Source organism: Vibrio sp. CCUG 15886 (assembly GCF_028570825.1).
Classification (GTDB): domain Bacteria; phylum Pseudomonadota; class Gammaproteobacteria; order Enterobacterales; family Vibrionaceae; genus Vibrio; species Vibrio vulnificus_B.
On sequence record NZ_JAQQBT010000001.1, the window covers coordinates 42,880 to 69,126 of the forward strand.

Sequence of the window (26,247 nt, forward strand, 5' to 3'; positions counted from 1 at the left end):
AAGCTCCTAAAACAAAAGCCAGCATCACTTCACACTGCTGGCTTTTGTCTATCAACGGAATGTCAAAGAGGGAAAGTACGTGGCTTTATCTCGCCACCGCGCCCCCTAAGTCAAGTTCACTTGGCCACTTGCTGATACGATTTCCACCGAGGAAGATATGGCCTTTGACGGTCATTTTGTCTGGGAACTCTGTCAGTGCAGAGCCACCTATGTATAAATTGCCTTCCACCACCAGATTCTCGGGCAGAGCTTTGATGGGGGTGCGAATGACACTCAAGTCCCCTTTCACACGTAAGCCAGATGGCAGCTTTTCTAACGGTGTATCGGTGAGATTCAAATATCCCCCAAGCGTGATGCCAGCAGGCCAGTTTTTGATTTGAGAACCCAATAGGTTGGCGTAACCTTTAATGGAGGTGCCTGGATAGACCGTTGCGAGTTGACTATTACTTGCCTCTAGACTGCCTTCGATTGAGAGATCTTTCGGCAAGTTTTTTATTGTGGTGCTACCAATATTGAGGTTGCCTTTGACCGTTAAGCCATCTGGAAGTGAGCTGTAAGGCTTATTACGCAAATCCAGATTGCCGTAGTTATCGAGATGATTCAGAATTTGATAGTAGTCGAGAGGAACCGCCACGGTAACCGTGGAAAAGAAAAGGGCCAGTGATGTGACGAAAAGTGTGTTCATCGCGATGTCCATTTGGGGTGAATCTTGTGCTCTAGGCCATAAAGCCTATCTCATCGCATTGTAGCGTACTAATAGAAGTTGGAGAGAGTGTATGCGTCAAAATTGGGTAACAGGTATCACTGCGATTCGTGGTTTGGCTACGCTGATGTTTTTGCTGTTGAGCTCTGGGCCTGCGGTAGCAAAAACGGTATCGACAGGGGACAAGGTCGTTGCCGTCGTGGCAGCAGAATCTTCTGCACGCTTACGGGTGTGTTATTACCAAGATCAAGCGTATTCCATTGGCGCGGTATTGAATGTCGAAGGTGTGTTGCTTGAGTGTGTCGCGGAAAAGAGTTTTGAAACCAACGGTGCACTGAAATGGCAGCAGATCAAAATAAAAGACGAGCCTAAATCGTAGGCTCGTCTAAGAATAGCGTTAGGGATTAACGTGATAAAGAGCGGCTTTTCAGTTCAAAAATCAGTTTCTCTGCACTCACTTCGAATTTAAAGCGAGCAGTGAGCTCAGTGGAGTCATCAGTCAAATCTGTAGTGTTGTATTCCACATTTTCGTTTACTGCTTTCGCCAGCTCTAGATACTTGGCAAATTCCGCTTGTAGCAATTCTTTTGAACCAGCGTAAATCGTCACGTCTGCAACGTCATCGCCTTCTTTGATGATAAAGCCAATTTCACCAGCGCAACCACACGCTTCACATACTTGGGTTTCTTCGTGTTCAATGCTCATAACGAATCCTCACTTAAAAAAGGGATTATACTCAACTCGTTTTTTTTTCAATAGAAATAAATGGAACAACTTGGATAAAAAAATATCGGTATGCTATGTTGTTTGTTGAGAGGGTTAAGCAAGAGATAACTTTAGATTTTGTTAATGGACGATGTGATCCGAGTCAATAATTTACCGGATTTCACCTTTTACTTACTTAGTAATCACAGTGAGTGAGTTGCACCTAGCAAGATTTTATAAGAGTATCTCGAGATAAATTATTTTTACATAATCTATCGCTATCAATCGGTTCAAAATGCAGATGTAAATATTAAACTAATGTCATTTAATGGTATTAATTTAGTTGCATATTCTGAAATTTTGTTTTGCTTGAAGACATGCATCTGCAAACCTGGTTTACAGTATTTCGTAATAAAAAGTAGGCTTGTTTATTTCGAAAAAGGGTGTTTTCTGGCAACCTATTGAGAACGATTTTCATTCTGACCTCAGACTTTGAGTTAGATGGATTTACAAAGAGAAGAGCTAAAATATGCCAAAGCGTAGTAAAGAAGATACCGAAATCACTATCCAGAAAATTATGGATGCCGTTGTTGATCAGTTGCTTAGGCTCGGTTACGACAAAATGTCGTACACGACGTTGAGTCAACAGACAGGTGTTTCACGTACCGGTATAAGTCATCATTTCCCTAAGAAAACGGACTTTACCGCTGCACTAGACGGTCGAATTTTTAAACTGTTTGTTGAGCACCTTGAATTCAATAAAGGTCTAAACGAATTTTCTCAAAGCTGGGTTGTTGCGTTGGAAGATGAAGAGTTCCGTGCCATCCTGCGTCTGCTTTTCCACCATATCGTAACGGCTGAGCGTGCGCACGAGTTTGCAGCAAACGGTATCGACCGTCTTTACAAAATGACGGAAAGCCAGTTTGGTGAAGAGAGCAAGAAAGAGCTCGAGTGGCTGTTTGGTAAGTCTCTCGTTCGTATTAGTCAATAACGACCAATATTCAATAAATAAAGCTCCCTTTTGGGAGCTTTATTTTTGCAGAGCGCGGACGATGGCGATTTTCATCGCTCAAACGCGCTAGGCGGCAGGCTGAACTAGCGGGAAGTCCAGTGTAGGGTGACGACCAATCAGCGCTTTATAGCCGTATACCGCGTCAATAATTTCTGGCGTCAGAGCCTCTTCTGGGCAGGCATCAACCACAATCTCACCACGATGTAGGATCACCATGCGATCGGCATATTGAGCCGCCAGATTAAGATCATGCAGTACCACAATGACGCACGCATTTTGCTCTTTGGCAAACTGTTTCGCCACTCGCAGAGTATTGTGCTGGTGGGCCAGATCGAGCGCAGAGGTTGGCTCATCCAGCATCAAGATCTTCTTATCGCCACTTTGATCGAGCTGAGTTAATACTCGTGCAAAATGAAGGCGCTGCTTCTCGCCGCCAGATAGGGCAGGATATAAGCTGTCTGCCAGATGGACGACGTCCATTATGGCCATGTATTTCTCAGCGATGGTTTTCACTTCAGCTTGGGATAACGCCAGGGGGATTGCACCCAATTCGACCACTTCTCGCGCCAGAAAAGGAAAGGTGAGTGAACTGCTTTGTGGCAACAAACCCAAGTGGCGAGAAAGCGCTGCGCTCCGCCAGCTTTTGGCGGCTTTGCCAAAATATTCGATGGATTGTGAAGAAGTAATCTCACCGCTCAACAACTTGAGCAGGCTACTTTTCCCTGCGCCGTTTGGGCCAAGTAATGCCACCACTTCACCAGCGCAAAATGCCACATCAATCTGTTTGAGCACCTGGCGAGAGGCGAACTGCAATGAGAGATTTTGCCCTCGAAGTACAACAGGCTTTTTCATAGAATTCGTCCTTTCTGCTGGAAGAGAAGATAAATAAAGAAAGGTGCGCCGATAGCGGCAGTGACGATGCCCACAGGTAACTCAGCAGGTGCGACGGCAACTCTTGCCACCATGTCAGCAAAGGTCAGCAGTAACGCGCCTAGCAACGCTGAGAGCGGAATTAATTTGCGATGGTCTGGTCCTGCAAGCATACGACCAAGATGCGGGATCACCAGACCGATAAAACCAATCGCCCCACAAATACTGACCGTCACCCCAACGCCAATAGCTGAAAGTGCAATCAAACCTCTTTTGAGGCGTTGTACTTCAATGCCTAGATGACGAGCTTCAGATTCTCCCAAAAGTAGTGCATTCAGCGCCATGGCTTTACGAGCAAAGTACCCATAAAGGGCTAATAAGGTAAAAGCCGCCAAAGCAATGGATCCCCAGTTTGCTGCCGCGAGTGAGCCCATTGACCACAACGAGAGGTCACGCAGTGTTTGATCATCGGCAAGGAAGTTGAGATAGCCAATCGCTGCACCGGAAATAGCACTAATCGCGACGCCCGCTAACAGCATGATGGTGACCGAGGTCCCAAATTTTCCGGCCCCCATTTTATAGACCAAGGCCGTCGCCAGTGCACCACCAAGGAAGCTGGCAATAGGTAACACCGCTAAATTCATGATTGAGATAGACAACATTGCCACTTGAGAAAGGGCGACAATGGCAACCGCGCCGCCTAATGCCGCACCGGCTGAGACGCCAATGATGCCCGGTTCGGCTAATGGGTTTCGAAACAAACCCTGCATCACGACACCACAAAGCGCGAGAATTGCCCCCACCAACATGCAAAGTAGTGTGCGGGGAAGGCGAATTTCTTGGATGACCACATCAATATGCGGTGCAAGGTCACCTAGGCGCAGCAAGCTACGCAAGGTATCGGCACCACTAATGTTCATTGGCCCCACGGTCACTGAGGAGATAGCGGTTAAGCTCAGCGTCACTAAAAGCACCGTGACGCAGATGGAAAGAGGGATATGACGTAACATGATGATAAATTACTGTGTGTAAAGTAACTGGTTGAGTCGCTTGGCTTCTGCGAGGCTCTTTAAACCCAAACCGCCAACTAAAGCGGCGCCATCTATCGTCATGATTTGTTTATTTTGTCCAGCAGGCGTGGCGGCCAAAAGAGGCATCATTTTGATGATGGCGTCAGGGCCACCCAGCTTTTCGAAACTGCGACCACTGACTAAAATCACATCTGGCTGCATTTCTACCATCGATTCGCTTGAAAGAGGCTTGTAGGCGGTAATCTTATCGGCGGCGGGGTTAATGGCGCCTGCCAAATTGATGATGGCATCAGGTGTTGTGTCCGTTCCGGCCACATTTGCTGCTCGTCCTTCGTGAATCAGCAAAAACAGCACTTTCTTTTTCTGATTGGTCGGCTGATTCGCCTTTAAACTTTGCACTTGCTGATCAACTAGAGACTTCAACTGCTGTGCTTCTTGCGGTTTGTTTAGAATGGCGGCAATCTGGTCGATGCGCGCTTTTAGCCCGTCTACATTGGCTTGCGTGTTCACCACTTCAATATCGACGCCAGTGGACTTGAGTTGTTGCAATACAGGGGCTGGCCCCATTTCATCAGAGCCAATTAATTTCGTTGGTGATAGCGCTAATAAGCCTTCGGCCGACAAGCGACGGTGATAACCGATTTTGGGAAGTTGCTGACCATCGGGTAGCTGACTTGTTACATCAACAGCGATAAGGGATTGCTCGGCGTGCAAAGCCAAAATTAGCTCAGTAACGGCACTGCCAGCACTAATGATTCTTTCTTGGGCTGCCTGTAAAGGCATGCTAAGGGCGGTGCTTAGAAGGGCAAAACTGAGCCCTAAAATCATGGTTTTTTTCATTCCTGAATCTCTTATTGTGGTTGATCGGTGAGGAGCTGAGTGGCTTTAATGCCTTTTTCTTGCAAGAAAGCTAATAGGGTGACCAAGTGTTGAATGTCTGCCGTTTTATCAGCGCCGATGACAACGGGGTTGTCCGAATTTTTGGTCTCTTCCGTTAAGGCCAAAGTGAAGTTTTGCCAGTCGAGGTAGCGTTGACCATTGATTGCCCAATGTGGCTCGTCGGCTAAGATGTTGATGGTGAGCGATTGTTTATCTACTGGAGAAACCACTTTTGAATCGCTGCTGGGTAAATTGACATCGATAGATTCCAGTTTCACTGCCGCTGTTAACATTAGAAACACCATCACAATGAAAATGATGTCGAGCAATGGTGTTAAGTCTGGAGTTAATCCTGAGTCTTGATGACTTTGAGGCACTTTAATCATGGGCGGTAACCTGCAGCTTGTTTTGCTCTGAAATATGCTTGCCCGGCGAAACATGTTGAAGTGACACCCCCTCTAACCAGAGGTTGACGTAGTTTAAGCTATGCTCCAGTTTGGACATGACGCGATCCGCCCATAGGCCGAGCAGTTGCGCGCTGGCAATGGCAGGAAGCGCAATCAAAAGCCCGGCAGCGGTGGTTCTCATCGCCAGCCCTAAACCTTCCGCAAGATCATTGGGGGTGATGTTGCCACTGGACGCCGCCACGCCTTTAAACATCTCAATAAGGCCAAGAACGGTCCCTAATAAGCCGAGCAGTGGGCTGATCACGCCAATTAATGTCAGCAGACGCAAACCGGAATGAAGTTGATGACGTTTTTCCTGTAACCACATCCCAGCGGCATCTTCGCGTAACGATTTAGCAAAGTCGTGATGTGCTAAAAGCATGGCAACCCCGCGGTAGAGCAACGGACGTTTGTTTGATAAAGCTTGTGCAAGTTGCTCAATCTGTTGGCTATTCGTCGGTGAAATCGTACTGAGTTGGCGGCGTATAGCACTTTTGCCGACACCAATACTTAAGGCGACCTGAATCAGACGCTCGATGACGATCATCACCGTCACCGCGGAACAGAGAATTAACGGCCAAGTCATTAGGCCAAGTTGGTTTTGCAGTTCTAGTAGTTGTTGCATGGTTAGTCCAAAGAAAATCGAACGGGAACTCTTACTCGAGAAGGCATTTTTTGACCATTCTCTGCGTGAGGGGTAAATTTCCACTGCTGAATGGCTTTTCGAGCCGCGTCATCAAGCATTTTTGCGCCACTCGACGTGATCAACAGTAACTGGGTTAGTTTTCCTTGCTCATCAATCCACAATTCAAACAAGGCAGTGCCTTCAATCCCCCGCTTTTGTGCGACTCGAGGATATTTCGGCTGAACGGGTTTTTCCATGAAGCTCGGCTTTTCTATCAGCGTCGGTTGGCTACTGACTCCTTGAGAAGCGGAACTGGCCGGTTTGTCATTGTCTGCACCTTTTGGCGTTTTATGTTCCACGGGTTCTGGCTGCTCCACAGGCGTTGACTCTGCGGGTTTCGTGCTGCTCTTGTTTTCTACCACGGGTTTTTCTAAAGACGCTTTCTTTGGGGTAGGCGGTTTGGGTTTCACCACTTCTTTCTTTGGCTCTACTGGCTTTTTGGGTTTTGGTTTAGTGGGTGGTTTGGTCTCTTCTTTTGGCTCAACGTTTTTTTCCACCGCGTTATTGGAGGAAGGGGAAGGATTGGAGACCAAATTTAATGAGACGGACGCAGAGTCGCTACCCGCTTTGGTTTGAAAAATGACGGCTTGCTCTTTGGCTGAGATGAACGCCGCATGCAACATCAACGAGAGCGAACCCGCAAAAAGATATCTGGGTAAATTCATGATGCTGTTGTTCCGAAAAGCTAAATCTGGGCGAGATTATCACTTACATTGCAAATAAGATCAATTATCAATTGCATTATCATTTAACTAATTTTATGATCGCATCAGTTTTAGAGATTAACCCGCTAAGCCTTATACAGCGGGGAATAAGCGAGTGAATATGACGCTTACATTAGATAAGTATGATCAATCCATTATCGGTATTGATACCCCCGATCCGTTGCGTTTTGCCTTCGCTCAAAAACACTCAGCTCACGCTGGTGGAATGAGTCGACCATTAAACCCATCTCAATTGGTGGAACAGTTTAATACCTTGACCCAAAGTAATGAGTTTTCGCGCAAAAAACGCTGTTTGTATATCCACATTCCGTTTTGCCGTGTGCGATGTACCTTCTGTAACTTCTTCCAAAACGCCGCCAGTCGCCAACTGGTTGATGGTTATTTCGAGGCACTGCTGAAAGAAATTGCGATTAAATCGGCGCTGCCATGGACACAAAGTGGTGTGTTCCATGCTGTGTACGTTGGCGGCGGTACGCCTACTGACCTTTCTCCTACCCAAGTAAGGCAGCTGGGAGAGGCGATTAGAAGCCATTTTCCGCTTTCTGCTGATTGTGAAATCACGCTGGAAGGGCGTATTAATCGCTTTAGCGACGAGATGTACGATGGCGCGATGAAAGGCGGCTTTAACCGCTTTTCATTTGGTGTACAGAGCTTTGATACCTTGGTGCGCCGCAGTGCGAAGCGATTAGATGACCGAGAGAAAGTGCTCACGCGTCTCAGTGAGTTAGCCAGTTACGATCAAGCACCAGTGATCGTTGATCTCCTATATGGCTTACCACATCAAACTCGTGACATCTTGTTGCAAGATCTCAACGATTTCATCTCAACGGGTGCGCACGGTTTGGACTTATACCAGTTGGTGGTGGGTGGCAGTGCGCCTATGTTGAATTTGGTGGAGAAGGGCAAGCTACCTCCTCCCGCGACAACGCCTGATAAAGCCAGCATGTATGAGATTGGAGTGAACTTTATGCGCCAGCATCATCTCAAACAACTGAGTGTCAACCACTGGGCGACGGATAACCGCGAGCGCAGCCTCTACAATAGTTTGGCCAAGACCTACGCAGAAGTTTTGCCTATTGGTTGCGGTGCTGGTGGCTCTATTGGTGGTTACGGCATGATGCAACATCGTAGCCTCGACGCCTATATGGCGGCGATAAACCACGGCCAGCTTCCCCTTATGATGATGACACAGCAACATCCGTTAGAGGCGATTTTCGCCGCGTTGAAATCTGGATTTGATCGCGGTGTTGTGATGGCAGATAAACTGCCTGAGTTCATGGGCGACAACGTCTTTGATTTTCTTCAACCTCTATTCCGACTTTGGCAAGAGAGAGGGTTGGTTGAACTGAATGAGCGTAGTGCCACATTGACGTTGGCAGGCAGTTTTTGGGCCGTTTCCTTGGCACAAGCGTGTATTCAAATACTAAGCTCTGAGTATCAAAGTGCTCATCAGACACAAGCCATCGCACAGTAGTGGCGTGTTCGCCTAACGCTTATAGGTCAGGCGGAAAAACATCAATGAATCGATAATTTGTAGGAAAGAAGATGAATTCTCTGCAACAACAAGTGGCTGAACTGCTACAACAAGAACCCACGTTATTACCCGCAGCGATGGCAGAACGCCTAAGCGTAACAGAGCTCGACATCGTTCAGTCTCTCCCTCAGGATATGGCTGTTTTGGTTAAGGGAGAGCTCGCGCAATCCATTTTAGAGAACCTGGTTGATTTTGGCCCAGTGACGACCATCGTACATGCGTTCGGCTCGATTTTTGAGGTGAAAGCGCCCTTCCCGAAAGGGAAAGAGGCGAGAGGCTATTACAACCTAATGGGCAAACAGGGCGAGCTGCACGGCCATCTCAAGTTGGACAATGTTGTTGCAGTGGCTTTAGTCAGCAAGCCATTCATGGGGAAAGAAAGCCACTACTTTGGTTTCTTTTCGGCCTCTGGTGAGAACATTTTTAAGATCTATCTAGGTCGCGATGAAAAACGTGAACTGTTCCCAGAGCAAGTGGCACGTTTTAAATCAATGCAAAATGAGTTTGCTCAATAATATCAATCTAATAACAACAAAAATTCGAGGAGAAAGCCATGGATCCGCAGGTAAAACAAGAAAGGTTACAAGGTCGCCTAGAGCCGGAAATTAAAGAGTTTCGTCAGGAGCGTCAAACGTTGCAACTTGCGACGGTAGATGCGGATGGCCGTCCAAACGTGAGTTATGCGCCTTTTGTACAGAATCAAGAAGGGTACTTTGTTTTGATCTCGAAAATCGCGCGTCATGCGCGTAACCTGCTTGAGAATCCGCAAGTGTCTTTGATGATGATCGAAGATGAGGAAGGCGCTAAGCAGCTTTTTGCGCGTAAGCGTCTAACCTTTGATGCGGTAGCGAGTGTGATTGAACGTGATACTCAGCTTTGGCATCAAGTGATTACTCAAATGGAAGAGCGTTTTGGCGAGATTGTCTCTGGTTTAAGTCAACTGGAAGATTTCGTTTTGTTTAATCTTAAGGCGGAACGTGGCCTGTTTGTAAAAGGCTTTGGTCAGGCGTACCAAGTGTCTGGTGATGATCTGGTTGATTTTGTCCACCTTCAAGAAGGGCATCGCAAGATCTCCAACGGATAACGAATGCGAGTCTGAACGCGTCAGATTCTCCAACTTAGATTCTCCAACAAAGACAAGGGAGCTCAGTTATACTGACTCCCTTTTTCAATGGCGAAATAACAAATAATGAAACCTGTATCCAAGCAGCTTGATGAACTTTGCTACCCCTTTATTTATGAAGACAGCCCCGTCTGTGATTTTGAGATCAGTGCCGATGAACTTTGCAGTCGAGTTGGCTTATTGCTGACCATGGATCTGCCGGATCTTGTTCGTGATATTCTGACGCGAGTTCAACCGAACATTTATCACCTAAATGGTTCCGTGCGAGGAAAGTTGGCCATTGATGAAACGATGATTGCTGAGCTCAAACAGGACTATCAAACGCTACGCAATGAATTAAATGGTGGCTTCGCTGGCTTTGTTCTACCGGGTGGTCATGCGGTGTCTGCTCAGTTACATCTATGTCGATGCCAAGCCAAGAAGGTGGTGAGAGCATTGGTGATGATTGAACATTCGGCGAAGAAATCACCCGAAGCGATTTTATTTCGCTATGGCAATCTATTAGCAAATGTCATGTATGCCTTGGCTTCTTACACCAATCAATATTATCAGGTGCAAGAAACCGAGTTTGTCAGCAAAAGTTATTCTATGCCCAAATAAGCCAGCAAAAGCTGCTGCGATTAAACTGCGGCAGTTTGACTTCTCGCTTGTTCCAGTGACTTGGCACCACGCAGCATCGCTTCAATCAGCTCGCCAGCATTAAATTTTTCTAACGCTTCGTGTGCCCCGACCTGGTGAGCGCGATCAACACAAATTTCACTGGATAATGAGGTGTGCAAAATACGATAGGAGCGGTTTAACGCCGGATCATTTTGCACTTCAAACGCCAATTCATAGCCATCCAATCCGGGCATTTCGATATCGCTTACAAGCAAATCGAATGGGCGACCGCGTCCAGCTTCAACTCGCATCAGCTCCAATGCATCTAAGCCGTTTTTACAGATCTGATAACCGATGTTGATACCGTCGAGCGCATCACTCAATTGTTTTCGAGCAATAGAGGAGTCATCGACAAGTAGAATGTTCAGCGCTTTGAGACGTTCACGTTCCACATCGGTCAACATTGGAATATTGGCGTTCTCGTATTGCGGATAAATCTTCGAAAGCAATAACTCCACGTCCAGCATTTGCACGATTTCGTTGTTATAGCGCGTGATGCCAGTGACGAACACGTTATGACCCGCGCTGGCAGGTGGGGTTTCAATCGAGCGCCAATCGCAATCGATGATCTTTTCAATCGAGCGCACCATGAAAGCCACAACGGTACGTAAGCAGTCTGTTACGATCAAATAGCTATTTTTGTATTCCGATTTGTCGATCGGGCGAAAACCAATCGCAGCGGACATGTCGATAACGGGCACGGTGAGGTTACGAATCGTGACGGTGCCGACCACGTGACGATGAGAGTAAGGTATTTGTGTCGTCGGCATGTATGGCACGATCTCCCTAACTTTGAGCGTACCAATAGCAAAATTTTGCTTTAAGGTCAGTTTGAAGACCAGCATTCCTTGCGATTGATTAGCCTTACTTGGGGTTTTAGCCATGGGTATACCTTGTTTTGAAATTCTAACGCTTCAATCTTACTTTATAATTCTAGTCCAGCAAGGGCTAAAGCGAAGTTAAAGCGTATGGTCGTGTGTTTAGATCAAATTAATGACCGATACCTGCCTTTAGGTTACACTTGCGCGTTTTTTATTTTAGGGGGTGTCTGATGGCCAACACAGCAGCAGCGCTTCACATTTTGGTGAAGCATAAAGAGCAAGCGGAAGATATTATCGCTCAGTTGAAGAAAGGAGCGAAATTTCATGTGCTTGCGAAGAAGCATTCACTTTGCCCTTCGGGCAAACGTGGCGGTGACCTCGGTGAATTCAAACGTGGCCAGATGGTACCCCAGTTCGATAAAGTTTGCTTTACTGGTGAAGTTTTGACGCCACACTTAGTGAAAACCAAGTTCGGTTGGCATGTGTTGAAGGTGTTGTACAGAACCTAACGCCCTAACTTGCTATTGATTGAATGCTTTATTCTCGGCCGGTAACAAGTGGTGGGTATTGCAAATAAACCAAGTTAAGACGCAGCCAGTTGGCTGCGTTTTTGCGTTTATAGCTTTTGGAAAACGCCTCCCATCCCTCGATAAAAAATGAGCTATTTCGGGATCTTATCGACACTTTTTTCGTTAGAGATCGCTATGCTAAAGATAACGCATTGCGCAAAAGGGTGAGGCTATGAAATACAAACATATCTTGGTTGCCTTGGAGATTTCAGACGACAGCACCGTGCTGATTGACCGAGCCGTTGAAATGGCGAACTACTTTGATTCAGAAATTTCCTTTATCCACATTGATGGGACTCATGGGGAGATTTATCGTGAACTCATCGACTTGAATGTCGATCCGACGCAAAGGCCGCTCACAGAACATTCAATGGAGTGTTTAAGAAGCTTTAGCGATTATATGGAATATCCATTGAAACACTTTTTTGTCGGGACTGGCGATCTAGGCGACAAACTTGAAGTCACCATCAAAGAGCACGAAGTTGATCTACTTATCTGCGGTCATCACCATAACTTCTGGAGCAAGATCATCTCGTATTCAAGAACGTTGGTGAACAAATCTCCCGTGGATATTTTGGTGGTGCCAATCTTCGATTAGCCAAGCCATGATCCTAAGAGCCGCCTGCTAAACAGGCGGCTTTTTTGTTGTGGTGAGTGGCTAGCAAAGCATCATCCAGTCGAAAATCGATTTTTGTATTCTCACCGAGTGTGACTTGTGCGGCATTTCTGGTCGATGGACAGGAAAAGAGAAAATGCAGCAAGGGGAGAAAGTTTGGTTAGCTTTGGCATAAAGGCGTATGGAAAGAGGTGGTAAACATAGAGATGAATTTGGCTTTTTAATATTTAAAACAGTACGTTAACTAAGTTGTTATTCCTGTCTCCATTCAATGGCTTATGATTTTTCCACCATACGCTGATGAAAAGGAGTCACTACGCCTTTCCATTCACCCTTACAACTTGTTTGCAAAGGGGGAGGGCGGCGAGCAGACTCCTTTTATAATTTCAGTCATTGAATTCACTCGTACAGAAAAGAACGATGACTAAAGGTGACGTGAAGAAAATGAATCAAGCAGAACACGCTTTGCCGACCAGCAAAGCCAATGTAATTTTGCATGCATTTGATTGGAAATATGCCGATATCGCTAAACAGGCACAAAAAATTCAAGAGCTGGGTTATGGCTCAGTGCTTGTTTCACCGCCGTTACGCAGCGCCAAATCACCCAAGTGGTGGCAGCGTTACCAGCCACAAGATTACCGCGTGATTGATAACGCACTTGGTAACACCACTGATTTTCAGAACATGGTGACCGAGCTTCAGCGTTGTGGTGTTTGGGTCTATGCGGATGTGGTGTTTAATCATATGGCGAATGAAGCAAAACAGAGAGCGGACTTAAACTACCCAAGCAAAACCGTGCTCGAAGAGTACATGTGCGATCCTGAGTATTATGAAAGCCAGCGATTGTTTGGTGATCTCTCTGAGCCTCTATTTACCGAAGAAGATTTTGTTGAAGCGTTCGGCATTCAAGATTGGAAAGACAAGTGGCAAGTGCAAAATGGCCGTATCAGCGGCGGCCCGACTGATCCCGGTTTACCGACCTTACGTGTTCATGAGCATGTGATCACCCAGCAGCGTCATTACTTAATGGCGCTGAAGGCGATGGGTGTCAAAGGGTTTCGCATTGATGCAGCAAAGCACATGACGCTAGAGCATATCAAGCAAGTGTGGACAGAAGACATTACGCAAGGCATGCATATCTTCGGTGAAATCATTACCGATGGGGGAGCCACGGAAGAGGAGTATGAACTCTTTCTGCAACCTTACTTACAAGAGACTCGTCTCGGTGCGTACGATTTCCCTCTTTTTAGCACCTTATTTAAAGCCTTTGCCGCGAAAGGCAGCTTTAAAAGCTTGATAGACCCTTACTGTTTTGGTCAGGCGTTGTCGAATCGGCGCGCAATTACGTTTGTCACCACACATGACATTCCCAACAATGATGTGTTTGCTAACTTAGTGTTGGATGAAGAAAACGAGTGGTTAGCTTACGCCTATGTATTGGGGCGTGATGGTGGAACACCTCTGATTTACACCGATCTCGATACGAGCGGCATACTTAACCAGAACGGGCAGCCACGTTGGAAAGACGCTTGGCATGATCCGCGAATGGTACAGATGATTGCATTCCACAACCGCTTTCATGGCGAGCCAATGACGGTGCTGGAAGGGAATGATGATATGTTGGTGTTCAGCCGTGGTGAGCGTGGTTTTGTGGTGATCAACAAATCGGCGCGGAAACAAACAATCTCCTTACCATTAGCGCGTCCTCTTCAAGATATGTTGACGGGCAAGCATTTCTTACCAATGAACGGCAAGATTGACATTGTCGTTGCGGCAAAAACGGCATTGATGATGTGTTGAGATAACGTCAAGGCTGGTAGATAGCGAAACAAAAGAGCGAAAACAAAAAAGGCGAAGTCTCACTTCGCCTTTTCTATTGCCGTTCGAGCCGGACTTACACAATAAATTTATTAAGAATTGCGTCCTGCTCTCGAACGTTCTCTACCTGAACTTGCATCGCGATGTTGGCGTTTTCTGCCAAATCCGCGACTTGAACAGAGAGGTCTTTAATTTTCACTGTGTTGTTATTGATCTCTTCAGCCACCAGGCTTTGCTCTTCCGCTGCAGAGGCAATTTGAATGTTCATGTCACTTATCTGCTGAATCGCATTACGAATACGTTCAAGGGCATGGTTGGCTTCTTGTGCTCGGGCAACGGCGTTGGTGGCGGTGTCTTTGCTTTGATTCATGGCACTGGCAACCGAATTTGCACTGCTTTGCAGTTTTTCAATCATGGTGCGAATTTCGGTAGTGGATTGCTGAGTACGCTGAGCGAGCGTGCGAACTTCGTCTGCAACCACAGCAAATCCTCGGCCAGATTCACCTGCACGAGCGGCCTCGATGGCGGCGTTCAGTGCCAACAAATTGGTTTGATCGGCAATGTCGTTGATCACCTTCAAGATGGTTTCAATGTTCGCCGTTGCAGATTCAAGCACTTGAACTTCTACCACTGCTTGATCAATGCGCACGGAAAGATCGTCTATCGCCTGTGTCGTGTCACTAACAATATCGGTGCCATCAACGGTAGCGTCGTCCGCCACTTTCGCTGCAGAGGCAGCGCCTTGCGCGTTAGAGGCGACATCGGACGCGGTGGTGGCCATTTCATGCATTGCGGTAGCAAGCTGTTCCAGTTCACGTAGCTGCTCTTGCATTGCCGCCGCAGATTCTTGTAGGCCACCAGAGGTGGTTTCAGAGCCACGCAGAATTTCTTCACCAATGGCTTTCGACTGTTTGATCAACTGCTGAAGCGTGCCCGTGAAGGTGTTAAACCCATCTGCCAGTTGAGAGAATTCTTTGTCTGTGTTGGTGTCCAATCGTTGGGTCAGATCCCCTTCACCTGATGCCACGTCTTGAATGGCGTTATTGAGATCATCAAGAGGGCGCATCAAGGTGCGAATCAGTACCAGCAAAATCGCAATACTTAAGAGCAAGGCAACGATGGTGTATATGATGGAACTGTTGCGTAAGTCATTAATGGATTGATAGGCAATACTTTCATCGAGGACGACGCCCACATACCAGTTTTCTCCTGGAACTGAAGCAAAATCGAGGGTATATGAAATGCCATCTAGTACGACTTGCTGTGGGTTTTCGCGAATTTGCACGTTCGGCATGTATTCAGACATCGGTTTGCCGTTGAGCTTAGTGTCAGGGTGCGCGATGGTGGTGCCATCTTCGGAAACGATGAACACATAACCCGCATCAAACAATTTCACCTGGTTCACGAGTTCGGCAAGGCCCGCTAAGCTCACGTCGTAGAATATGGCGCCAATAAATGTCCCGTTGTCTCTCACGGGGGTGGCGATGGAAACCAGAATTTCATTGGTAGCGGAATCCGCATAGGGAGCGGTGATGATGAGTTGTCCTGCATTTTTGGCATCTTTGTACCAAGGACGAACGCGAGGATCCCAAGTCGGTCCTGGGTTCCAACTTGGATCGTTGTTAATGTTTGACCCATCTTTTTCAAAGCCGAGACCCGCGAGTAAAAAGGTGTTTTTAACGATAGGGCGGGTAATGACATCGGAAATATGTTTGGGCGACAGATCGGTCTCCATCATGCTCGTGGCATAAGCAGCAATGGCTTTGCGGCCATCGATTTCTGCTGCGACGGTATTTCGAACCCCATCTACGATTTCCGTGACACTCGCTTCGACTTGCTCCGTCAGCTCATCTTGCATGGTGAAATACTGCTTGGCTGTCAGTAAGGATACGGTAACCAACAATAGCGCAGATGAAGCGGCTACAATTTTATGACTAAATTTCATCCCAATTCCCCCGAATATGGTTGAGTCGCCAACTATCTATATTTTTATAGTTAAGAAACTGGAGTTCATCCAATTATTTGATGGTTTTAAGCCACTTTTAGATAAGAAAAAAGCGAAGGCTATGCCTTCGCTTTGTGTGGGTTAGACGATGAATCGATTTAAGATTTCGTCCAGTTTTCTAACGTTTTCCGTTTGAACTTGCATCGCTTGGTTGGCATTTGAGGCTTCACCAGCCACTTGTGTCGACAAGTCTTTAATATTGACTGTGTTGTTGTTAATTTCTTCTGCGACCAAACTCTGTTCTTCTGCCGCAGAGGCAATTTGCATGTTCATGTCGGTAATACGCTGAATCGCGTCGCGGATACGTTGCAGAGAGTCATTGGCTTCGCGTGCGCGTTCAACCGCTTCAACCGCGCTGCCTTTACTTTCTTTCATGGCGCTTGCAACGGATGCAGCCCCAGATTGCAACTGCTCAATCATGCTACGAATTTCTGTTGTAGACTCTTGAGTTCGTTGTGCCAGCGTACGAACTTCGTCCGCAACCACCGCAAAGCCACGACCAGATTCACCCGCTCGAGCGGCCTCAATAGCAGCATTCAGTGCCAACAAGTTCGTTTGATCGGCAATGTCGTTAATCACTTTCAAGATGGTTTCGATGTTAGCGGTGGCAGATTCTAGACCTTGAACCTCTTCAACGGCCATATCAATGCGCTCGGAGAGCTGATTAATCGACTCCGTTGATTCATTGACGACTACGGAACCTTGTTGAGTCGCGTCATCGGCTTCTTGAGCCGCGCCCGCTGCCCCTTGTGCGTTATTGGCTACTTCGGTGGCTGTCACAGCCATCTCATTCATTGCCGTTGCAAGTTGTTCTAGTTCTTGCAACTGCGTCCCCATGGCTTCAGCAGAGCCTTTTGCCCCTGTCGCTGTGAGCTCTGTACCGTGCATGATCTCACGTCCAATCTCTTTCGACTGAATGATTTGGTTCTGTAGGTTACTGGTAAAGGTGTTGAAGCCTGTCGCTAGCGTTGAAAACTCTTCATCGGTATTGGTATCTAAGCGGTGAGTCAGATCCCCTTGGCCTGAGGCGATATCCTGAATGGCGGCGTTCAGAGCATCGAGCGGACGCATTAGGACACGAATCAGAACCGTCAAAGCGATAATACTAAGAATCAATGCGATGACAGAATAAAGGATAGAGCTGTTACGTAAGTCAGCGACGGCTGAGAAAGCGATGTCTTCATCAATGATCGCACCGATATACCAGTTTTCACTTGGGATCTTAGTAAAGGTGACTTGATAGCGCGCACCATCTCTTTCAAAGTGCTGCTCACCTTCTTTGAGCTGAACTTCAGGAAGATATTTGGAGAAAACTTCACCATTATTTTTCGCATCTGGGTGAGCGATGGTTGTACCGTCTGAAGAGACGAGGAAGAGATATCCCGCATCAAAAAGACTCACTTGGTTAACCAATTGCGCCAGGTTAGTCAACTGCATGTCGTAAAACATCCCCGCGACAAACTTACCGTTTTCTTTGACTGGTGTACCCACTGAGATGATCACCGTTTTACTGGAAATATCGACATAAGGTGCGGTGACAATCAATTTGTTTTGCGATTTGGCATCCACGTACCAAGGGCGTTTACGAGGATCGTAATCTGGGGCGGCTTCCCAGCCGTCATCGTTTTCGATAACAAATCCATTCTCTTCATAGCCAAAACCCACAGCAAGAAAACTGGTCTTTAGTTTTGGTTTTTCCAAGATGGTTTTCACATAGTCGCGGTCAAAAGGATCAATTTCGATGACCTCTGTTGTCGACTGTGCGAGGTTTTTCTTTGCTTCCATTTCAGAAACAACGGTATTGCGGACACTGCTGACCATTTCGTTGAGGCTGGTCGTGACGTGATCTTCGATGGTGTTACGCACGGTATAAATTTGTTTTAGCGACAGCAAAGAAATGGTCACCAATAGAAGCACGGAGGAAGCGGCTACAACCTTGTGACTAAATTTCATATAAATCCCTCAGCTTATAATTACTGTTCTTTCATTTTTATTAATTGTAGAAGTTATATCGACATTTAGGTCTCAAACATGAGTACAATTTGTTACTTTTTTTAACCTGAGGCAATGATTTGTCTATGAAAGTGTAATTTCTGTGATAATAGTGGCTTTATTATGTGTTTGACTGCTTATTACATAAAATGAACGGTAAATTTTATTAAGTTGTTGATATTAAATCGGAATATTTTACTCCTGAACTGTTTTTTGCAATGCGAGTATTTTGAGCCTCGCAAAGAGCGTTCTTTAGACAAATGTTATTACAATCCGCGTGCTTGATGAAAAAATAGACAAAGCGTACTGCGGAAACACACTTCAAGTAACCTTACGATTTAAATTCCAACATAGTCTTCATTCATTTCGTCATGACTAAAGTGCGGTAGCGATTGTCTTATTTATAGGAAAAAACCTTGTTTGAGCCGGTTGCCTGTTTGTCTTATTCATACTCATTGATACGCTACCGCTCACTTAAAGTGTGAATATTAGAAATCGAAATATCACCGAAACATTTGTCTTGTTAAGGGTTGAAAAGACAGAGACGACTGAGCTAAATGGGAAGCGAAAAGGAAATATATGGTTCGCCCATGATGTCGCAATTCAAACCTAGATAAATGGCAAACGGATGTTGATTGGCTGTGATTTAAAAAGGATATGGGATGAGCACAAGGACGGAATGGGTTGATTACGCCAAAGCGATAGGGATTATTCTCGTTGTATTTGGCCATGTTAATCGAGGGATATACGACGCAGGCTTTGGTTTGCCAGAAAGCATTCATAGCGTTGTTGACAGTGTAATTTACAGCTTTCATATGCCTTTGTTTTTTTTCCTTTCGGGGCTGTTCTGCATGGAGTCTTTTAGAAAACGAGGAGGAACAGGGGTATTAAAAGCCAAAATAGACACCCTTATTTACCCTTATTTACTGTGGTCTCTACTTCAAGGGAGCATTGAAGTTGGCCTTTCCAATTATACCAATGGGTCGACGTCTTTCTCGGATCTCATCCAAATACTTTGGGCACCCAGAGCTCAGTTTTGGTTTCTTTATGTTCTGTTCGCCATATTCTGCGTAATGGCCGTTTATTTCTCTATGGTGAAACGCAGACAGGTTGAGCTTCTTTTTGTCCTTTCTGTATTGTTGTATCTGTTTCGCGGTTCGCTTCCAGAGAGTTATCTCCTTAACCTTATTGCAATCAACCTTGTTTATTTTGTTTTGGGTATTGTGTTTGCGGAAAACATGTCTCGGAATGAAGAGTGGCTTCGTCCTCAAACATCACTACTCGCCTGTTTACTGATTTTTATCGTGTTGCAATGGTTATTCCACTTCAATTTAGGCTATCGGCATTACGATAAAGGGGTGATGACTTTAACCATCGCCACCATTGCGATTGCCTTAGTGATTTGCTTATCCATTACCCTATCTAAGGTGAAGGTAGGATGGTTACAAGTGATCGGTTTGTATTCAATGCAAATCTACCTCATGCACATTCTAACGGGCAGTGGTGCGCGTATTATGATGAGCAAAATCTTTCATGTGGATTCAACCCTCATTCACTTGGTTGTAGGGACGAGTGCAGGGGTTGTGCTTCCGATCGTATTAACAAAAGTCATAGAGCGAGTGAACATTCAATATTTATTCTCCGCCCCCGTATGTGATTTTATTTTTCGGAGTAAGAAGAAAGCGCTATGAAGCAATTAATGGATACTTCGGAGAGGCTATATCAAGAGGGTGAAAGGGCTCTTGAGTTACATCTTTACGCTGTCGCGGTGATTCTCTACTTTGTGTCACTCCGCACCCAAATCGCGGGCGTAACCGTGACGATTGCGGACATGATAGGCTTGGCATCGATTGGTTTTTTACTGCTCATCATATTGAAAGGTCGAATGTCGATGGAGACAGTAAAGGTGGCGGGAATAAACGTCATTTTTATTGGCTACATTGCATTGAATGGGATCATCAATGATGCCGGGATGAAAAATATCATTGTGGAGGTTATCCAGTGGAGTTCCATTGTTGCCTTTCTCTGCGTTCTCCACTTTTTGAATCTCTTTAAATCGAAACGGTTTTTGTCTCTAGTCGCGCTCTATGCTTTCTATGCGGCAGTGTACACAGCGGTGTGGCATGTCGTCGTCATTGGTGACTTTCAGAATTTTAAACATTTACACAATGCAAAGTATCTTTTTGGTTTCTCGACCGTGATGCTTTATCTGTTTAGAAGTCAAATCAAGAACAGTCATATTCTGTTGTTTATCGCGTTTGTCCTTTTAATTCTCTCTGGTGAAAGAAAAGCCATGCTTGGGGTATTGTTGGTGCTATTTATCGACCACTTTTTCGTCAGAGGTGAAAATACCAAAATGACCCATGTGGTGATGTCTCTTGCAGCAGCATTTGGGGTTATTTCGGTGTGGGCGGGTATCTACTATTTTGGTACGGACTGGATCGCAGAAAGCCTTTTTCTCACTCAAAATGATATCTATAACGCAGATCTTCATGAAGCGCGTTGGGATTCAGAATTGTGGCGTCGGCTGCTTTTAGCTAATGGTTTTTCTCTTTTTATGGACCATTTCTATTTTGGTGTCGGGCCGAAAATGTTGCTTTCGTACATAGCACCATACTTTGTCGGCAACGAAGAGCTGATTGTCTATACCCACAATATGCTACTTGATATTGCTGTTGAATACGGAATTATCGGTGTTGCACTGCTTTTTGGTGGGGTGCTCGTGCGTTTGGCAAAAGCATTCAAAACGAGACGGCAGAATTCTATTCCGTTTTTGTTGTGTATTTATACACTTTCTACCGCCCTTTTTGCTGCGACTCAAAGCACGGTGATTCTTATGTTCATGCTGCCATTTTTTATTGATGTTCGTTTGCCTAGGGGGGCAAGCGAAGAGCGTGAGAATTAAAGCATAACGAGCTAGGCTGTGGTGAAACAAGCATCACTAGACATGGGTTTCTCTATTTGGATACCACTGGATGCAACAAAAAGCCCCGCAATCGCGGGGCTTCGTGTTTTCGTGACGCCTTAGAAAATAAGGTGTGCAACGCCGGCAATGATAGGCAGAGTGATCAGAGTACGCAGAATAAAGATGATAAACAGCTCTACGATGTTCACTGGGATTTTGCTACCAAGAAGCAGTGCACCGACTTCAGACATATAGATAAGCTGAGTAACCGACATCGCTGCGATGACAAAGCGTGTCATTTCATTGTCGATAGAAGCCGCGAGAATCGCTGGGATAAACATATCGGCAAAACCAACGACGATGGTTTCAGAAGCTGCTACTGCTTCAGGTACGCCTAATAGCTCCAAAAATGGAATGAAAGGCTGACCAAGAATGGCAAAGACAGGGGTGTACTCAGCAATAATGAGCGCAATGGTACCTAAGCCCATTACAACAGGTAGTACGCCAAAAACCATGTCAACTGCGTTGTGTACGCCTTCTGTGAAAACAGATTTGACCGACTTCACTTCACCAGCACGTTTCAGTGCCAGATCCATCCCCCAACTAAATGGTGTATGGCCTGCTGGTACGGCATTTTGATCAGCGTGCGGCTTGCTGCCATCGATGTAACAATCTTTCTTTAGGCTAAGTGGTGGCAAGCGAGGAATGATGATCGCAGCAACCACACCCGCCAAACAGATGGCGCCGTAAAATGGTAGGAAAAGATGCTCCAGTTTTACCTGTGCAATCACCACCAAGCTAAACGTAATGGATACCGCAGAGAAAGTCGTACCGACAACCGCCGCTTCACGTTGAGTATAAAATTTGTTTTCATACTGTTTGCTGGTCAGAAGGATACCGACGCTGCCATCACCCAACCAAGACGCCATACAGTCAATCGCACTACGACCAGGAAGATTGAATACTGGACGCATCACTTTACTCAGTAGCGCACCAAACAGCTCAAGCAAGCCAAAGTTGAGCAAAAGAGGTAATAGCATACCAGCAAAAATAAACACCGCGAAAAGAGTCGGTAGCAAACCTGTGAGCACTAGGCCGCCAGTGTTTTCTTCCCAAATCGCTTTTGGACCCATTTGGAAAAACGTCATAACAACGGCAATACCACCAAAGACGCGTACAGCTAACCACAGTGGGCTTGGGTTAAATAGGCCATTTAAGAAGGTGTTGTTAACAATTTTCGCTGGCTTGAAAATTTTGGTGACAAGAGAGGCAAGCGCCATGAATGCGATAATCGTTGTGACGAGCGCGATCAAATGATCTCCCAGTATGGCTGGGATCAGTTTTGCCATAACCGCGACAGGAATAGTCAATTCGCCGTTATAGGTAATAGGTGCCATAAACAGAAGTAAGCCAATCACAGAAGGAATGAAAAACTTCCAGAAGTTCGCTTTCTTCTCGGTGTTTGGCACTGCTGCAGTTTCAGTGTTATTGGTCATGCTTTTCTCTTGTTACTACTAGTCAATACTATGCATTCTGAGGAATAGTTATTCACTAAACAGTGGTATTTAATCAAAGTGGGCGAGAGATTACCCCCAAAATGAGCTAATTGCAATACTATTCATTAGAATGCTGTAACTATTCAGATGTTACGTTTGCAGGGGGTAATGATAGCCGACTTTTGTTTTGTAAATGTTTTGTTTGTTGGTTTTTTGTGATTTTGCTGGCTGTTGGACTGCAACTAGGTCAAAAGAAATGTGACCTAAGTTGCAAGTTTTTGGCTTATTGAGAAGGTTATGCCTGCTTAGGCGTGGAGAAATAGAGCAACGTCCAGTAGGAAATGGCAATGATAACGGCAAACGTAGCGGGAAACGCCAATGCATAAAGGTTGAAATGCATAAAGGCGAATGCGCCGGCAGAGCCACCAAAGAGGAAACCGAGAAAAATAAAGATAAATAACTTCGCTTTGCGTTTATCGAATTTTTGCCCGCGTAGGCTTTCGCCGATCATGATACCTAAGTCAGTGATAATACCTGTCATATGAGTGGTACGTATAACAGCACCACTGAACGTGGTGATCATGGCATTTTGCAATCCGCAGGCCGCAGAGGCGAGGTACTGGCCATAAATGTTGCCGTTAATCAGGAAACTGAGTGACATCAGAAGTAAAAAGCCTTCAATGCAAAGCGCAACACCGTAGCGACGTCCGAGTTTCAATGCGGTACTTTCAATAAAGAAACCGCTAAAGGCGGAACCAATCAAGAAACTGGCGACGATAAGCATGAGGTGAATGGTGCTTGAAGATCCATTGAGAAAGCTGCTGCCCAGTAGCGTAACGGTACCTGACAAGTGTGAAATGGCTTGATGTTGGAAGCCCATTAAACCGATAGCGTTGACGCAGCCAGCAAGGAGTGCCAGTAGAAACGCGCCAAACTCAACCCAGCGAGGAAGTCTTGAAATCACAATTTTTATCTCTTTATTGCTTAGGTCGAGATTATAGCGCTGACGCGCTCAAGTTAAAGTGGTAAGAGCTGTTTAGGTTTGATCCGTCTCAACAAAGGCGGAAGTTTTCGTGTTACGAAAAATTGCCATTTCGCACTGGCGATGTTGGTTTTACTTGCCATTTTTCATCAGTGTTAGCCGCTGCTGCTGGTTGAAATAGGTTCCCGCCAACTCACTGAAAAACGACTGTTCGCGAAACCTTGCCGTTGGAACCACAACAGCGGCTGGCGCGGCAGAAAAGAGAAGAAGCATGGTTGTACTGCAAGCCGGGCAAAAATGATAGCTAATTTCATGGCCGTTGCTGGCCAAGCGGCTAAAGGAGACGACATCACCTTCTACTTGAATCTGTTCTGTCATAAAGCGAGCATGAACCCCATAAAAGCTACCAAAGCGTTTTTGACATTCGAATGAATGACATATCGAGGTTTTGACTGGTTCTCCACGACAGTGAACTTTGACTAACCCACATTGGCATTCACATGTTCTTACTTTATTGTCCGCCATTGTTCTTATCCTTAGATTTGCATCTATTGATAATTATAAGAAACGCATTTAAGGTCTGCACAATCCAAACCATGAGTCCGATGAAGATGAAAAAGCGTATTTTGCCGATCCCACTTATTTTGCTGATTCCAATTGTGATGTTAGCGGTTGTGATGACAGCCGGAATCTATCGATTCACACTGTCAGATGAGGAGATTCTGGCCAAATTTCCATCACAGCAGATCGCTGCGGATGCCATCGTTGAAAGATTGACGGGTATTAAAACCGCTAATCCGCTAACGGTGCTTGTACCAGAAAGTAAAGCTTTTGCTCTGATGACGGATTTTGATGCAGAGAATGCGATCGTGGTTGGTCAATACGACTCCGGGGCAGAGCGTGGTTCGGTGACGGTTTTTGCACAGTATTGGCGTGAGCTCGAGGCAGATAACGTCTCTTGGTTTGTCGCTCCACTGGCGATCAGCAATCAAGGAAGTGGGCACTTTTACTACCTTGGCTTGTTTAAATACGATCCTGTACCCCGCAGAGTGGTGATGACAGACGCGCAATTTCTTGGTGATCGTATTCGACTGGATAAACTGACTAAAACCGAAAACTCATCCATTTTGCTTTCTTATCAACAGCATTTTGCGAATCAATCCTTTTCGGAACAACCACTTGAGATTGTGGTTCAGGAATTTTCACGACAAGACGATAAACTCAAGCTAAATAAATAATCATTTTTGAGGCAGTTTTTGTACTAAAAAAGGCAATTATTTGGTGATTTCTCTGCGAGAAATGCATAAGCTTGAAAGCCTGTTCCGCAGGAGATAGTAAAACCGTGTCTTCCCAAGTAATCAACAGACGTTTTTCTCAATTAACCAGTGGTAAAAAATGGCTATTATTGTCGCTACCGCTGGTTGCTATTATTGGCGTCTCATCGTCGCTGCATCAGCCGACGTTAACTCGCACTATTGAACTGAATCTTAGTGACAACCAAGCCCTAAACGATGCGCTTTCTGCCAACGCCCTAGAGGGATGGCAACTTCCTCCGAGCTTCGAGTACCAAATTCAATCTGGTGACAACCTAAGTACCATCTTCACCCAATTGGGATTTGGCTACCAAGAAATGATGAAGGTAATGGAAACGGACTTGGATTACCTCGTCCTCGATACCTTGCGTCCTGGCAATACACTGCGTTTCTGGCAAAACGAAGAAACGGGTGCGCTGGAAAAAATGGAGCTCGTGCTAAGTATTGCCGATAAAGCGGTGTTTACGCGAAATAGCGATGGCAGCTTTAGTTTCGAACAAGTGAATTTGCCTGGTGAGTGGCGACAACAGCCTCTTATTGGCACCATTGAAGGGAGCTTTTCTAGCTCAGCCTATCGCTTAGGGTTAAACAGCATCGAAATCGACCAAATCGTGTCGTTACTACGTGAAAAAATCAACTTTTCTCGTGATTTGCGTGCTGGAGATAGTTTTGAGATCGTTCGCCGTAATCAATTTATCGATGGCGTGGAAAGTGGTAAACGTCAAATCGAAGCGATTAAGATCTTTAACCGTGGCCGTGAGATCACGGCGTATTTGCACAGTGATGGGCAGTTCTATGATGCGAAAGGTCAAAGTTTGCAACGTGCTTTCCAACGTTATCCCGTGACGACTAACTGGCGTTTAAGTTCTCAATTTAATCCACACCGCCTACATCCCGTTACGGGACGTGTTGCGCCACACAATGGTACAGACTTCGCGACGCCGATTGGCACGCCAGTCATGTCGACGGGGGATGGTACTGTCATTTTAGTTCGTAAAAACCACCCGTTTGCTGGCAACTACATTGTGGTTGAGCACGGCAGTAAGTACAAAACCCGCTATCTTCATCTGAGCAAAGTGTTGGTGACGAAAGGGCAAAAGGTGTCCCGTGGTCAACGTATTGGCCTTAGTGGTAAAACAGGCCGTGTTACAGGGCCCCATCTTCATTATGAACTGTTGGAGCACAACCGTCCGGTTGATGCGATGAAAGCTAAGATACCGATGGCCAGTTCGGTGCCAAAGAAAGAAATGGCCAGTTTCCTTGCCACGGTGAAAGAGATGGATACGCTCTTAAGCGATCAAGAGAAACAAAATATTTAGTTTCTATAACGTTAAACAAAGTAAGGGGCGAAAGCCCCT

General features: G+C 45.8%; 27 protein-coding genes. 13 read left to right on the forward strand and 14 right to left on the reverse strand.

What is annotated here, in order from left to right; genetic code table 11:
* Nucleotides 1-85: 85 nt before the first annotated feature.
* Entirely contained in the window at nucleotides 86-697 is a 612-nt protein-coding gene (locus PQQ36_RS00200) for a hypothetical protein (RefSeq protein ID WP_011151799.1), read from the reverse strand.
* A 79-nt stretch (nucleotides 698-776) separates the two neighbouring features.
* Between PQQ36_RS00200 and PQQ36_RS00205 the strand changes: the two genes are divergently transcribed.
* Nucleotides 777-1,082: a DUF1496 domain-containing protein gene (locus PQQ36_RS00205; protein ID WP_011151800.1), complete on the forward strand. Its 306-nt coding sequence runs from the start codon at nucleotides 777-779 to the stop codon at nucleotides 1,080-1,082.
* A gap of 25 nt (nucleotides 1,083-1,107) precedes the next feature.
* Here the strand turns inward: PQQ36_RS00205 and PQQ36_RS00210 are convergent, their stop codons facing one another.
* The gene (locus tag PQQ36_RS00210) at nucleotides 1,108-1,407 is read right to left on the reverse strand and encodes a YfcZ/YiiS family protein (protein ID WP_011082450.1); all 300 of its coding nucleotides are present in this window, start codon (nucleotides 1,405-1,407) and stop codon (nucleotides 1,108-1,110) included.
* Nucleotides 1,408-1,936: 529 nt separating this feature from the next.
* On the opposite strand from PQQ36_RS00210, the gene PQQ36_RS00215 reads away from it, so the two are divergent.
* A complete protein-coding gene (locus PQQ36_RS00215) occupies nucleotides 1,937-2,398 on the forward strand; it encodes a TetR/AcrR family transcriptional regulator (protein ID WP_011082451.1) in 462 nt (153 codons plus the stop codon).
* An 87-nt stretch (nucleotides 2,399-2,485) separates the two neighbouring features.
* Here the strand turns inward: PQQ36_RS00215 and PQQ36_RS00220 are convergent, their stop codons facing one another.
* The 6 genes from PQQ36_RS00220 to PQQ36_RS00245 are packed head-to-tail and all read right to left on the reverse strand — an operon-like array spanning nucleotide 2,486 to nucleotide 6,995.
* Nucleotides 2,486-3,271: a heme ABC transporter ATP-binding protein gene (locus tag PQQ36_RS00220; protein ID WP_225454380.1), complete on the reverse strand. Its 786-nt coding sequence runs from the start codon at nucleotides 3,269-3,271 to the stop codon at nucleotides 2,486-2,488.
* Entirely contained in the window at nucleotides 3,268-4,299 is a 1,032-nt protein-coding gene (locus PQQ36_RS00225; protein ID WP_072612216.1) for a FecCD family ABC transporter permease, read from the reverse strand. Before PQQ36_RS00225 ends, PQQ36_RS00220 begins: the two co-directional genes overlap by 4 nt.
* Nucleotides 4,300-4,308: 9 nt before the next feature.
* Nucleotides 4,309-5,160: a heme/hemin ABC transporter substrate-binding protein gene (locus PQQ36_RS00230; RefSeq protein WP_072612215.1), complete on the reverse strand. Its 852-nt coding sequence runs from the start codon at nucleotides 5,158-5,160 to the stop codon at nucleotides 4,309-4,311.
* An 11-nt stretch (nucleotides 5,161-5,171) separates the two neighbouring features.
* Nucleotides 5,172-5,585 carry an ExbD/TolR family protein gene (locus PQQ36_RS00235; protein WP_072612214.1) on the reverse strand — a complete coding sequence of 138 codons (414 nt, stop codon included), beginning with the start codon at nucleotides 5,583-5,585 and terminating at the stop codon, nucleotides 5,172-5,174.
* Complete coding sequence (locus PQQ36_RS00240; protein WP_011082456.1) at nucleotides 5,578-6,270, reverse strand: MotA/TolQ/ExbB proton channel family protein; 693 nt, start codon at nucleotides 6,268-6,270, stop codon at nucleotides 5,578-5,580. The genes PQQ36_RS00235 and PQQ36_RS00240 overlap by 8 nt, the downstream gene beginning before the upstream one ends.
* 2 nt (nucleotides 6,271-6,272) lie before the next feature.
* On the reverse strand, nucleotides 6,273-6,995 hold the full coding sequence (locus PQQ36_RS00245; RefSeq protein ID WP_273660137.1) for an energy transducer TonB: 723 nt from the start codon (nucleotides 6,993-6,995) through the stop codon (nucleotides 6,273-6,275).
* Between the two features lie 160 nt (nucleotides 6,996-7,155).
* Here PQQ36_RS00245 and hutW point away from each other — a divergent pair, with 160 nt between their 5' ends.
* The 4 genes from hutW to PQQ36_RS00265 all read left to right on the forward strand — a co-directional run bounded on the left by hutW (nucleotide 7,156) and on the right by PQQ36_RS00265 (nucleotide 10,312).
* Complete coding sequence (gene hutW, locus PQQ36_RS00250; protein ID WP_060533461.1) at nucleotides 7,156-8,529, forward strand: heme anaerobic degradation radical SAM methyltransferase ChuW/HutW; 1,374 nt, start codon at nucleotides 7,156-7,158, stop codon at nucleotides 8,527-8,529.
* 71 nt (nucleotides 8,530-8,600) lie between these two features.
* Nucleotides 8,601-9,104 (forward strand): heme utilization cystosolic carrier protein HutX, encoded by a 504-nt coding sequence (gene hutX / locus PQQ36_RS00255; protein WP_011082459.1) that lies wholly within the window; start codon nucleotides 8,601-8,603, stop codon nucleotides 9,102-9,104.
* Nucleotides 9,105-9,142: 38 nt separating this feature from the next.
* Nucleotides 9,143-9,673, forward strand: a complete 531-nt coding sequence (gene hutZ / locus PQQ36_RS00260) for a heme utilization protein HutZ (RefSeq protein ID WP_045621224.1) — start codon at nucleotides 9,143-9,145, stop codon at nucleotides 9,671-9,673.
* A 105-nt stretch (nucleotides 9,674-9,778) separates the two neighbouring features.
* Nucleotides 9,779-10,312 carry an ATP:cob(I)alamin adenosyltransferase gene (locus PQQ36_RS00265; protein ID WP_011151808.1) on the forward strand — a complete coding sequence of 178 codons (534 nt, stop codon included), beginning with the start codon at nucleotides 9,779-9,781 and terminating at the stop codon, nucleotides 10,310-10,312.
* Nucleotides 10,313-10,332: 20 nt separating this feature from the next.
* Here the strand turns inward: PQQ36_RS00265 and PQQ36_RS00270 are convergent, their stop codons facing one another.
* Nucleotides 10,333-11,256: a chemotaxis protein gene (locus PQQ36_RS00270; protein ID WP_011082462.1), complete on the reverse strand. Its 924-nt coding sequence runs from the start codon at nucleotides 11,254-11,256 to the stop codon at nucleotides 10,333-10,335.
* A gap of 167 nt (nucleotides 11,257-11,423) precedes the next feature.
* Between PQQ36_RS00270 and ppiC the strand changes: the two genes are divergently transcribed.
* From ppiC to PQQ36_RS00285, 3 genes are all read left to right on the forward strand, one after another.
* Nucleotides 11,424-11,702, forward strand: a complete 279-nt coding sequence (ppiC, locus tag PQQ36_RS00275) for a peptidylprolyl isomerase PpiC (RefSeq protein WP_011082463.1) — start codon at nucleotides 11,424-11,426, stop codon at nucleotides 11,700-11,702.
* A gap of 232 nt (nucleotides 11,703-11,934) precedes the next feature.
* Nucleotides 11,935-12,360, forward strand: coding sequence for a universal stress protein (locus PQQ36_RS00280; RefSeq protein WP_011082464.1), 426 nt, complete (start codon nucleotides 11,935-11,937; stop codon nucleotides 12,358-12,360).
* Nucleotides 12,361-12,798: 438 nt separating this feature from the next.
* Entirely contained in the window at nucleotides 12,799-14,178 is a 1,380-nt protein-coding gene (locus PQQ36_RS00285; RefSeq protein ID WP_101957800.1) for an alpha-amylase family glycosyl hydrolase, read from the forward strand.
* 94 nt (nucleotides 14,179-14,272) lie between these two features.
* On the opposite strand, the gene PQQ36_RS00290 is transcribed toward PQQ36_RS00285, so the two are convergent.
* Together PQQ36_RS00290 and PQQ36_RS00295 are read right to left on the reverse strand one after the other, a co-directional pair.
* Nucleotides 14,273-16,141 (reverse strand): methyl-accepting chemotaxis protein, encoded by a 1,869-nt coding sequence (locus tag PQQ36_RS00290; protein ID WP_011082466.1) that lies wholly within the window; start codon nucleotides 16,139-16,141, stop codon nucleotides 14,273-14,275.
* Nucleotides 16,142-16,282: 141 nt separating this feature from the next.
* The gene (locus PQQ36_RS00295) at nucleotides 16,283-18,154 is read right to left on the reverse strand and encodes a methyl-accepting chemotaxis protein (protein WP_011082467.1); all 1,872 of its coding nucleotides are present in this window, start codon (nucleotides 18,152-18,154) and stop codon (nucleotides 16,283-16,285) included.
* A gap of 701 nt (nucleotides 18,155-18,855) precedes the next feature.
* Between PQQ36_RS00295 and PQQ36_RS00300 the strand changes: the two genes are divergently transcribed.
* Together PQQ36_RS00300 and PQQ36_RS00305 are read left to right on the forward strand one after the other, a co-directional pair.
* Entirely contained in the window at nucleotides 18,856-19,884 is a 1,029-nt protein-coding gene (locus tag PQQ36_RS00300) for an acyltransferase family protein (RefSeq protein ID WP_011151815.1), read from the forward strand.
* On the forward strand, nucleotides 19,881-21,098 hold the full coding sequence (locus PQQ36_RS00305; RefSeq protein WP_045597062.1) for an O-antigen ligase family protein: 1,218 nt from the start codon (nucleotides 19,881-19,883) through the stop codon (nucleotides 21,096-21,098). The genes PQQ36_RS00300 and PQQ36_RS00305 overlap by 4 nt, the downstream gene beginning before the upstream one ends.
* 119 nt (nucleotides 21,099-21,217) lie before the next feature.
* On the opposite strand, the gene PQQ36_RS00310 is transcribed toward PQQ36_RS00305, so the two are convergent.
* The 3 genes from PQQ36_RS00310 to PQQ36_RS00320 form a co-directional block, all read right to left on the reverse strand.
* Complete coding sequence (locus PQQ36_RS00310; RefSeq protein ID WP_015727623.1) at nucleotides 21,218-22,594, reverse strand: YjiH family protein; 1,377 nt, start codon at nucleotides 22,592-22,594, stop codon at nucleotides 21,218-21,220.
* Nucleotides 22,595-22,889: 295 nt separating this feature from the next.
* Complete coding sequence (locus PQQ36_RS00315) at nucleotides 22,890-23,558, reverse strand: YoaK family protein (protein WP_015727624.1); 669 nt, start codon at nucleotides 23,556-23,558, stop codon at nucleotides 22,890-22,892.
* A 150-nt stretch (nucleotides 23,559-23,708) separates the two neighbouring features.
* Entirely contained in the window at nucleotides 23,709-24,101 is a 393-nt protein-coding gene (locus PQQ36_RS00320; protein WP_040110588.1) for a GFA family protein, read from the reverse strand.
* A gap of 86 nt (nucleotides 24,102-24,187) precedes the next feature.
* On the opposite strand from PQQ36_RS00320, the gene PQQ36_RS00325 reads away from it, so the two are divergent.
* Both PQQ36_RS00325 and PQQ36_RS00330 read left to right on the forward strand, forming a co-directional pair.
* The gene (locus PQQ36_RS00325) at nucleotides 24,188-24,814 is read left to right on the forward strand and encodes a hypothetical protein (protein ID WP_224640439.1); all 627 of its coding nucleotides are present in this window, start codon (nucleotides 24,188-24,190) and stop codon (nucleotides 24,812-24,814) included.
* Nucleotides 24,815-24,918: 104 nt separating this feature from the next.
* Nucleotides 24,919-26,208: a peptidoglycan DD-metalloendopeptidase family protein gene (locus PQQ36_RS00330; RefSeq protein WP_011082474.1), complete on the forward strand. Its 1,290-nt coding sequence runs from the start codon at nucleotides 24,919-24,921 to the stop codon at nucleotides 26,206-26,208.
* The last annotated feature ends 39 nt before the right edge of the window (nucleotides 26,209-26,247 follow it).

Excerpts from the sequence above, each read along its gene's own strand:
- PQQ36_RS00200 (WP_011151799.1), bottom strand. The coding sequence starts at position 697 with ATGGACATCGCGATGAACACACTTTTCGTCACATCACTGGCCCTTTTC.
- hutX (WP_011082459.1), top strand. The coding sequence starts at position 8,601 with ATGAATTCTCTGCAACAACAAGTGGCTGAACTGCTACAACAAGAACCC.
- PQQ36_RS00290 (WP_011082466.1), bottom strand. The coding sequence starts at position 16,141 with ATGAAATTTAGTCATAAAATTGTAGCCGCTTCATCTGCGCTATTGTTG.
- PQQ36_RS00235 (WP_072612214.1), bottom strand. The coding sequence starts at position 5,585 with ATGATTAAAGTGCCTCAAAGTCATCAAGACTCAGGATTAACTCCAGAC.
- PQQ36_RS00325 (WP_224640439.1), top strand. The coding sequence starts at position 24,188 with ATGAAAAAGCGTATTTTGCCGATCCCACTTATTTTGCTGATTCCAATT.
- PQQ36_RS00225 (WP_072612216.1), bottom strand. The coding sequence starts at position 4,299 with ATGTTACGTCATATCCCTCTTTCCATCTGCGTCACGGTGCTTTTAGTG.
- PQQ36_RS00220 (WP_225454380.1), bottom strand. The coding sequence starts at position 3,271 with ATGAAAAAGCCTGTTGTACTTCGAGGGCAAAATCTCTCATTGCAGTTC.
- hutW (WP_060533461.1), top strand. The coding sequence starts at position 7,156 with ATGACGCTTACATTAGATAAGTATGATCAATCCATTATCGGTATTGAT.
- PQQ36_RS00285 (WP_101957800.1), top strand. The coding sequence starts at position 12,799 with ATGACTAAAGGTGACGTGAAGAAAATGAATCAAGCAGAACACGCTTTG.
- hutZ (WP_045621224.1), top strand. The coding sequence starts at position 9,143 with ATGGATCCGCAGGTAAAACAAGAAAGGTTACAAGGTCGCCTAGAGCCG.
- PQQ36_RS00305 (WP_045597062.1), top strand. The coding sequence starts at position 19,881 with ATGAAGCAATTAATGGATACTTCGGAGAGGCTATATCAAGAGGGTGAA.
- PQQ36_RS00205 (WP_011151800.1), top strand. The coding sequence starts at position 777 with ATGCGTCAAAATTGGGTAACAGGTATCACTGCGATTCGTGGTTTGGCT.
- PQQ36_RS00300 (WP_011151815.1), top strand. The coding sequence starts at position 18,856 with ATGAGCACAAGGACGGAATGGGTTGATTACGCCAAAGCGATAGGGATT.
- PQQ36_RS00245 (WP_273660137.1), bottom strand. The coding sequence starts at position 6,995 with ATGAATTTACCCAGATATCTTTTTGCGGGTTCGCTCTCGTTGATGTTG.
- PQQ36_RS00320 (WP_040110588.1), bottom strand. The coding sequence starts at position 24,101 with ATGGCGGACAATAAAGTAAGAACATGTGAATGCCAATGTGGGTTAGTC.
- PQQ36_RS00240 (WP_011082456.1), bottom strand. The coding sequence starts at position 6,270 with ATGCAACAACTACTAGAACTGCAAAACCAACTTGGCCTAATGACTTGG.
- PQQ36_RS00230 (WP_072612215.1), bottom strand. The coding sequence starts at position 5,160 with ATGAAAAAAACCATGATTTTAGGGCTCAGTTTTGCCCTTCTAAGCACC.
- PQQ36_RS00295 (WP_011082467.1), bottom strand. The coding sequence starts at position 18,154 with ATGAAATTTAGTCACAAGGTTGTAGCCGCTTCCTCCGTGCTTCTATTG.
- PQQ36_RS00210 (WP_011082450.1), bottom strand. The coding sequence starts at position 1,407 with ATGAGCATTGAACACGAAGAAACCCAAGTATGTGAAGCGTGTGGTTGC.
- ppiC (WP_011082463.1), top strand. The coding sequence starts at position 11,424 with ATGGCCAACACAGCAGCAGCGCTTCACATTTTGGTGAAGCATAAAGAG.
- PQQ36_RS00280 (WP_011082464.1), top strand. The coding sequence starts at position 11,935 with ATGAAATACAAACATATCTTGGTTGCCTTGGAGATTTCAGACGACAGC.
- PQQ36_RS00270 (WP_011082462.1), bottom strand. The coding sequence starts at position 11,256 with ATGGCTAAAACCCCAAGTAAGGCTAATCAATCGCAAGGAATGCTGGTC.
- PQQ36_RS00215 (WP_011082451.1), top strand. The coding sequence starts at position 1,937 with ATGCCAAAGCGTAGTAAAGAAGATACCGAAATCACTATCCAGAAAATT.
- PQQ36_RS00265 (WP_011151808.1), top strand. The coding sequence starts at position 9,779 with ATGAAACCTGTATCCAAGCAGCTTGATGAACTTTGCTACCCCTTTATT.
- PQQ36_RS00310 (WP_015727623.1), bottom strand. The coding sequence starts at position 22,594 with ATGACCAATAACACTGAAACTGCAGCAGTGCCAAACACCGAGAAGAAA.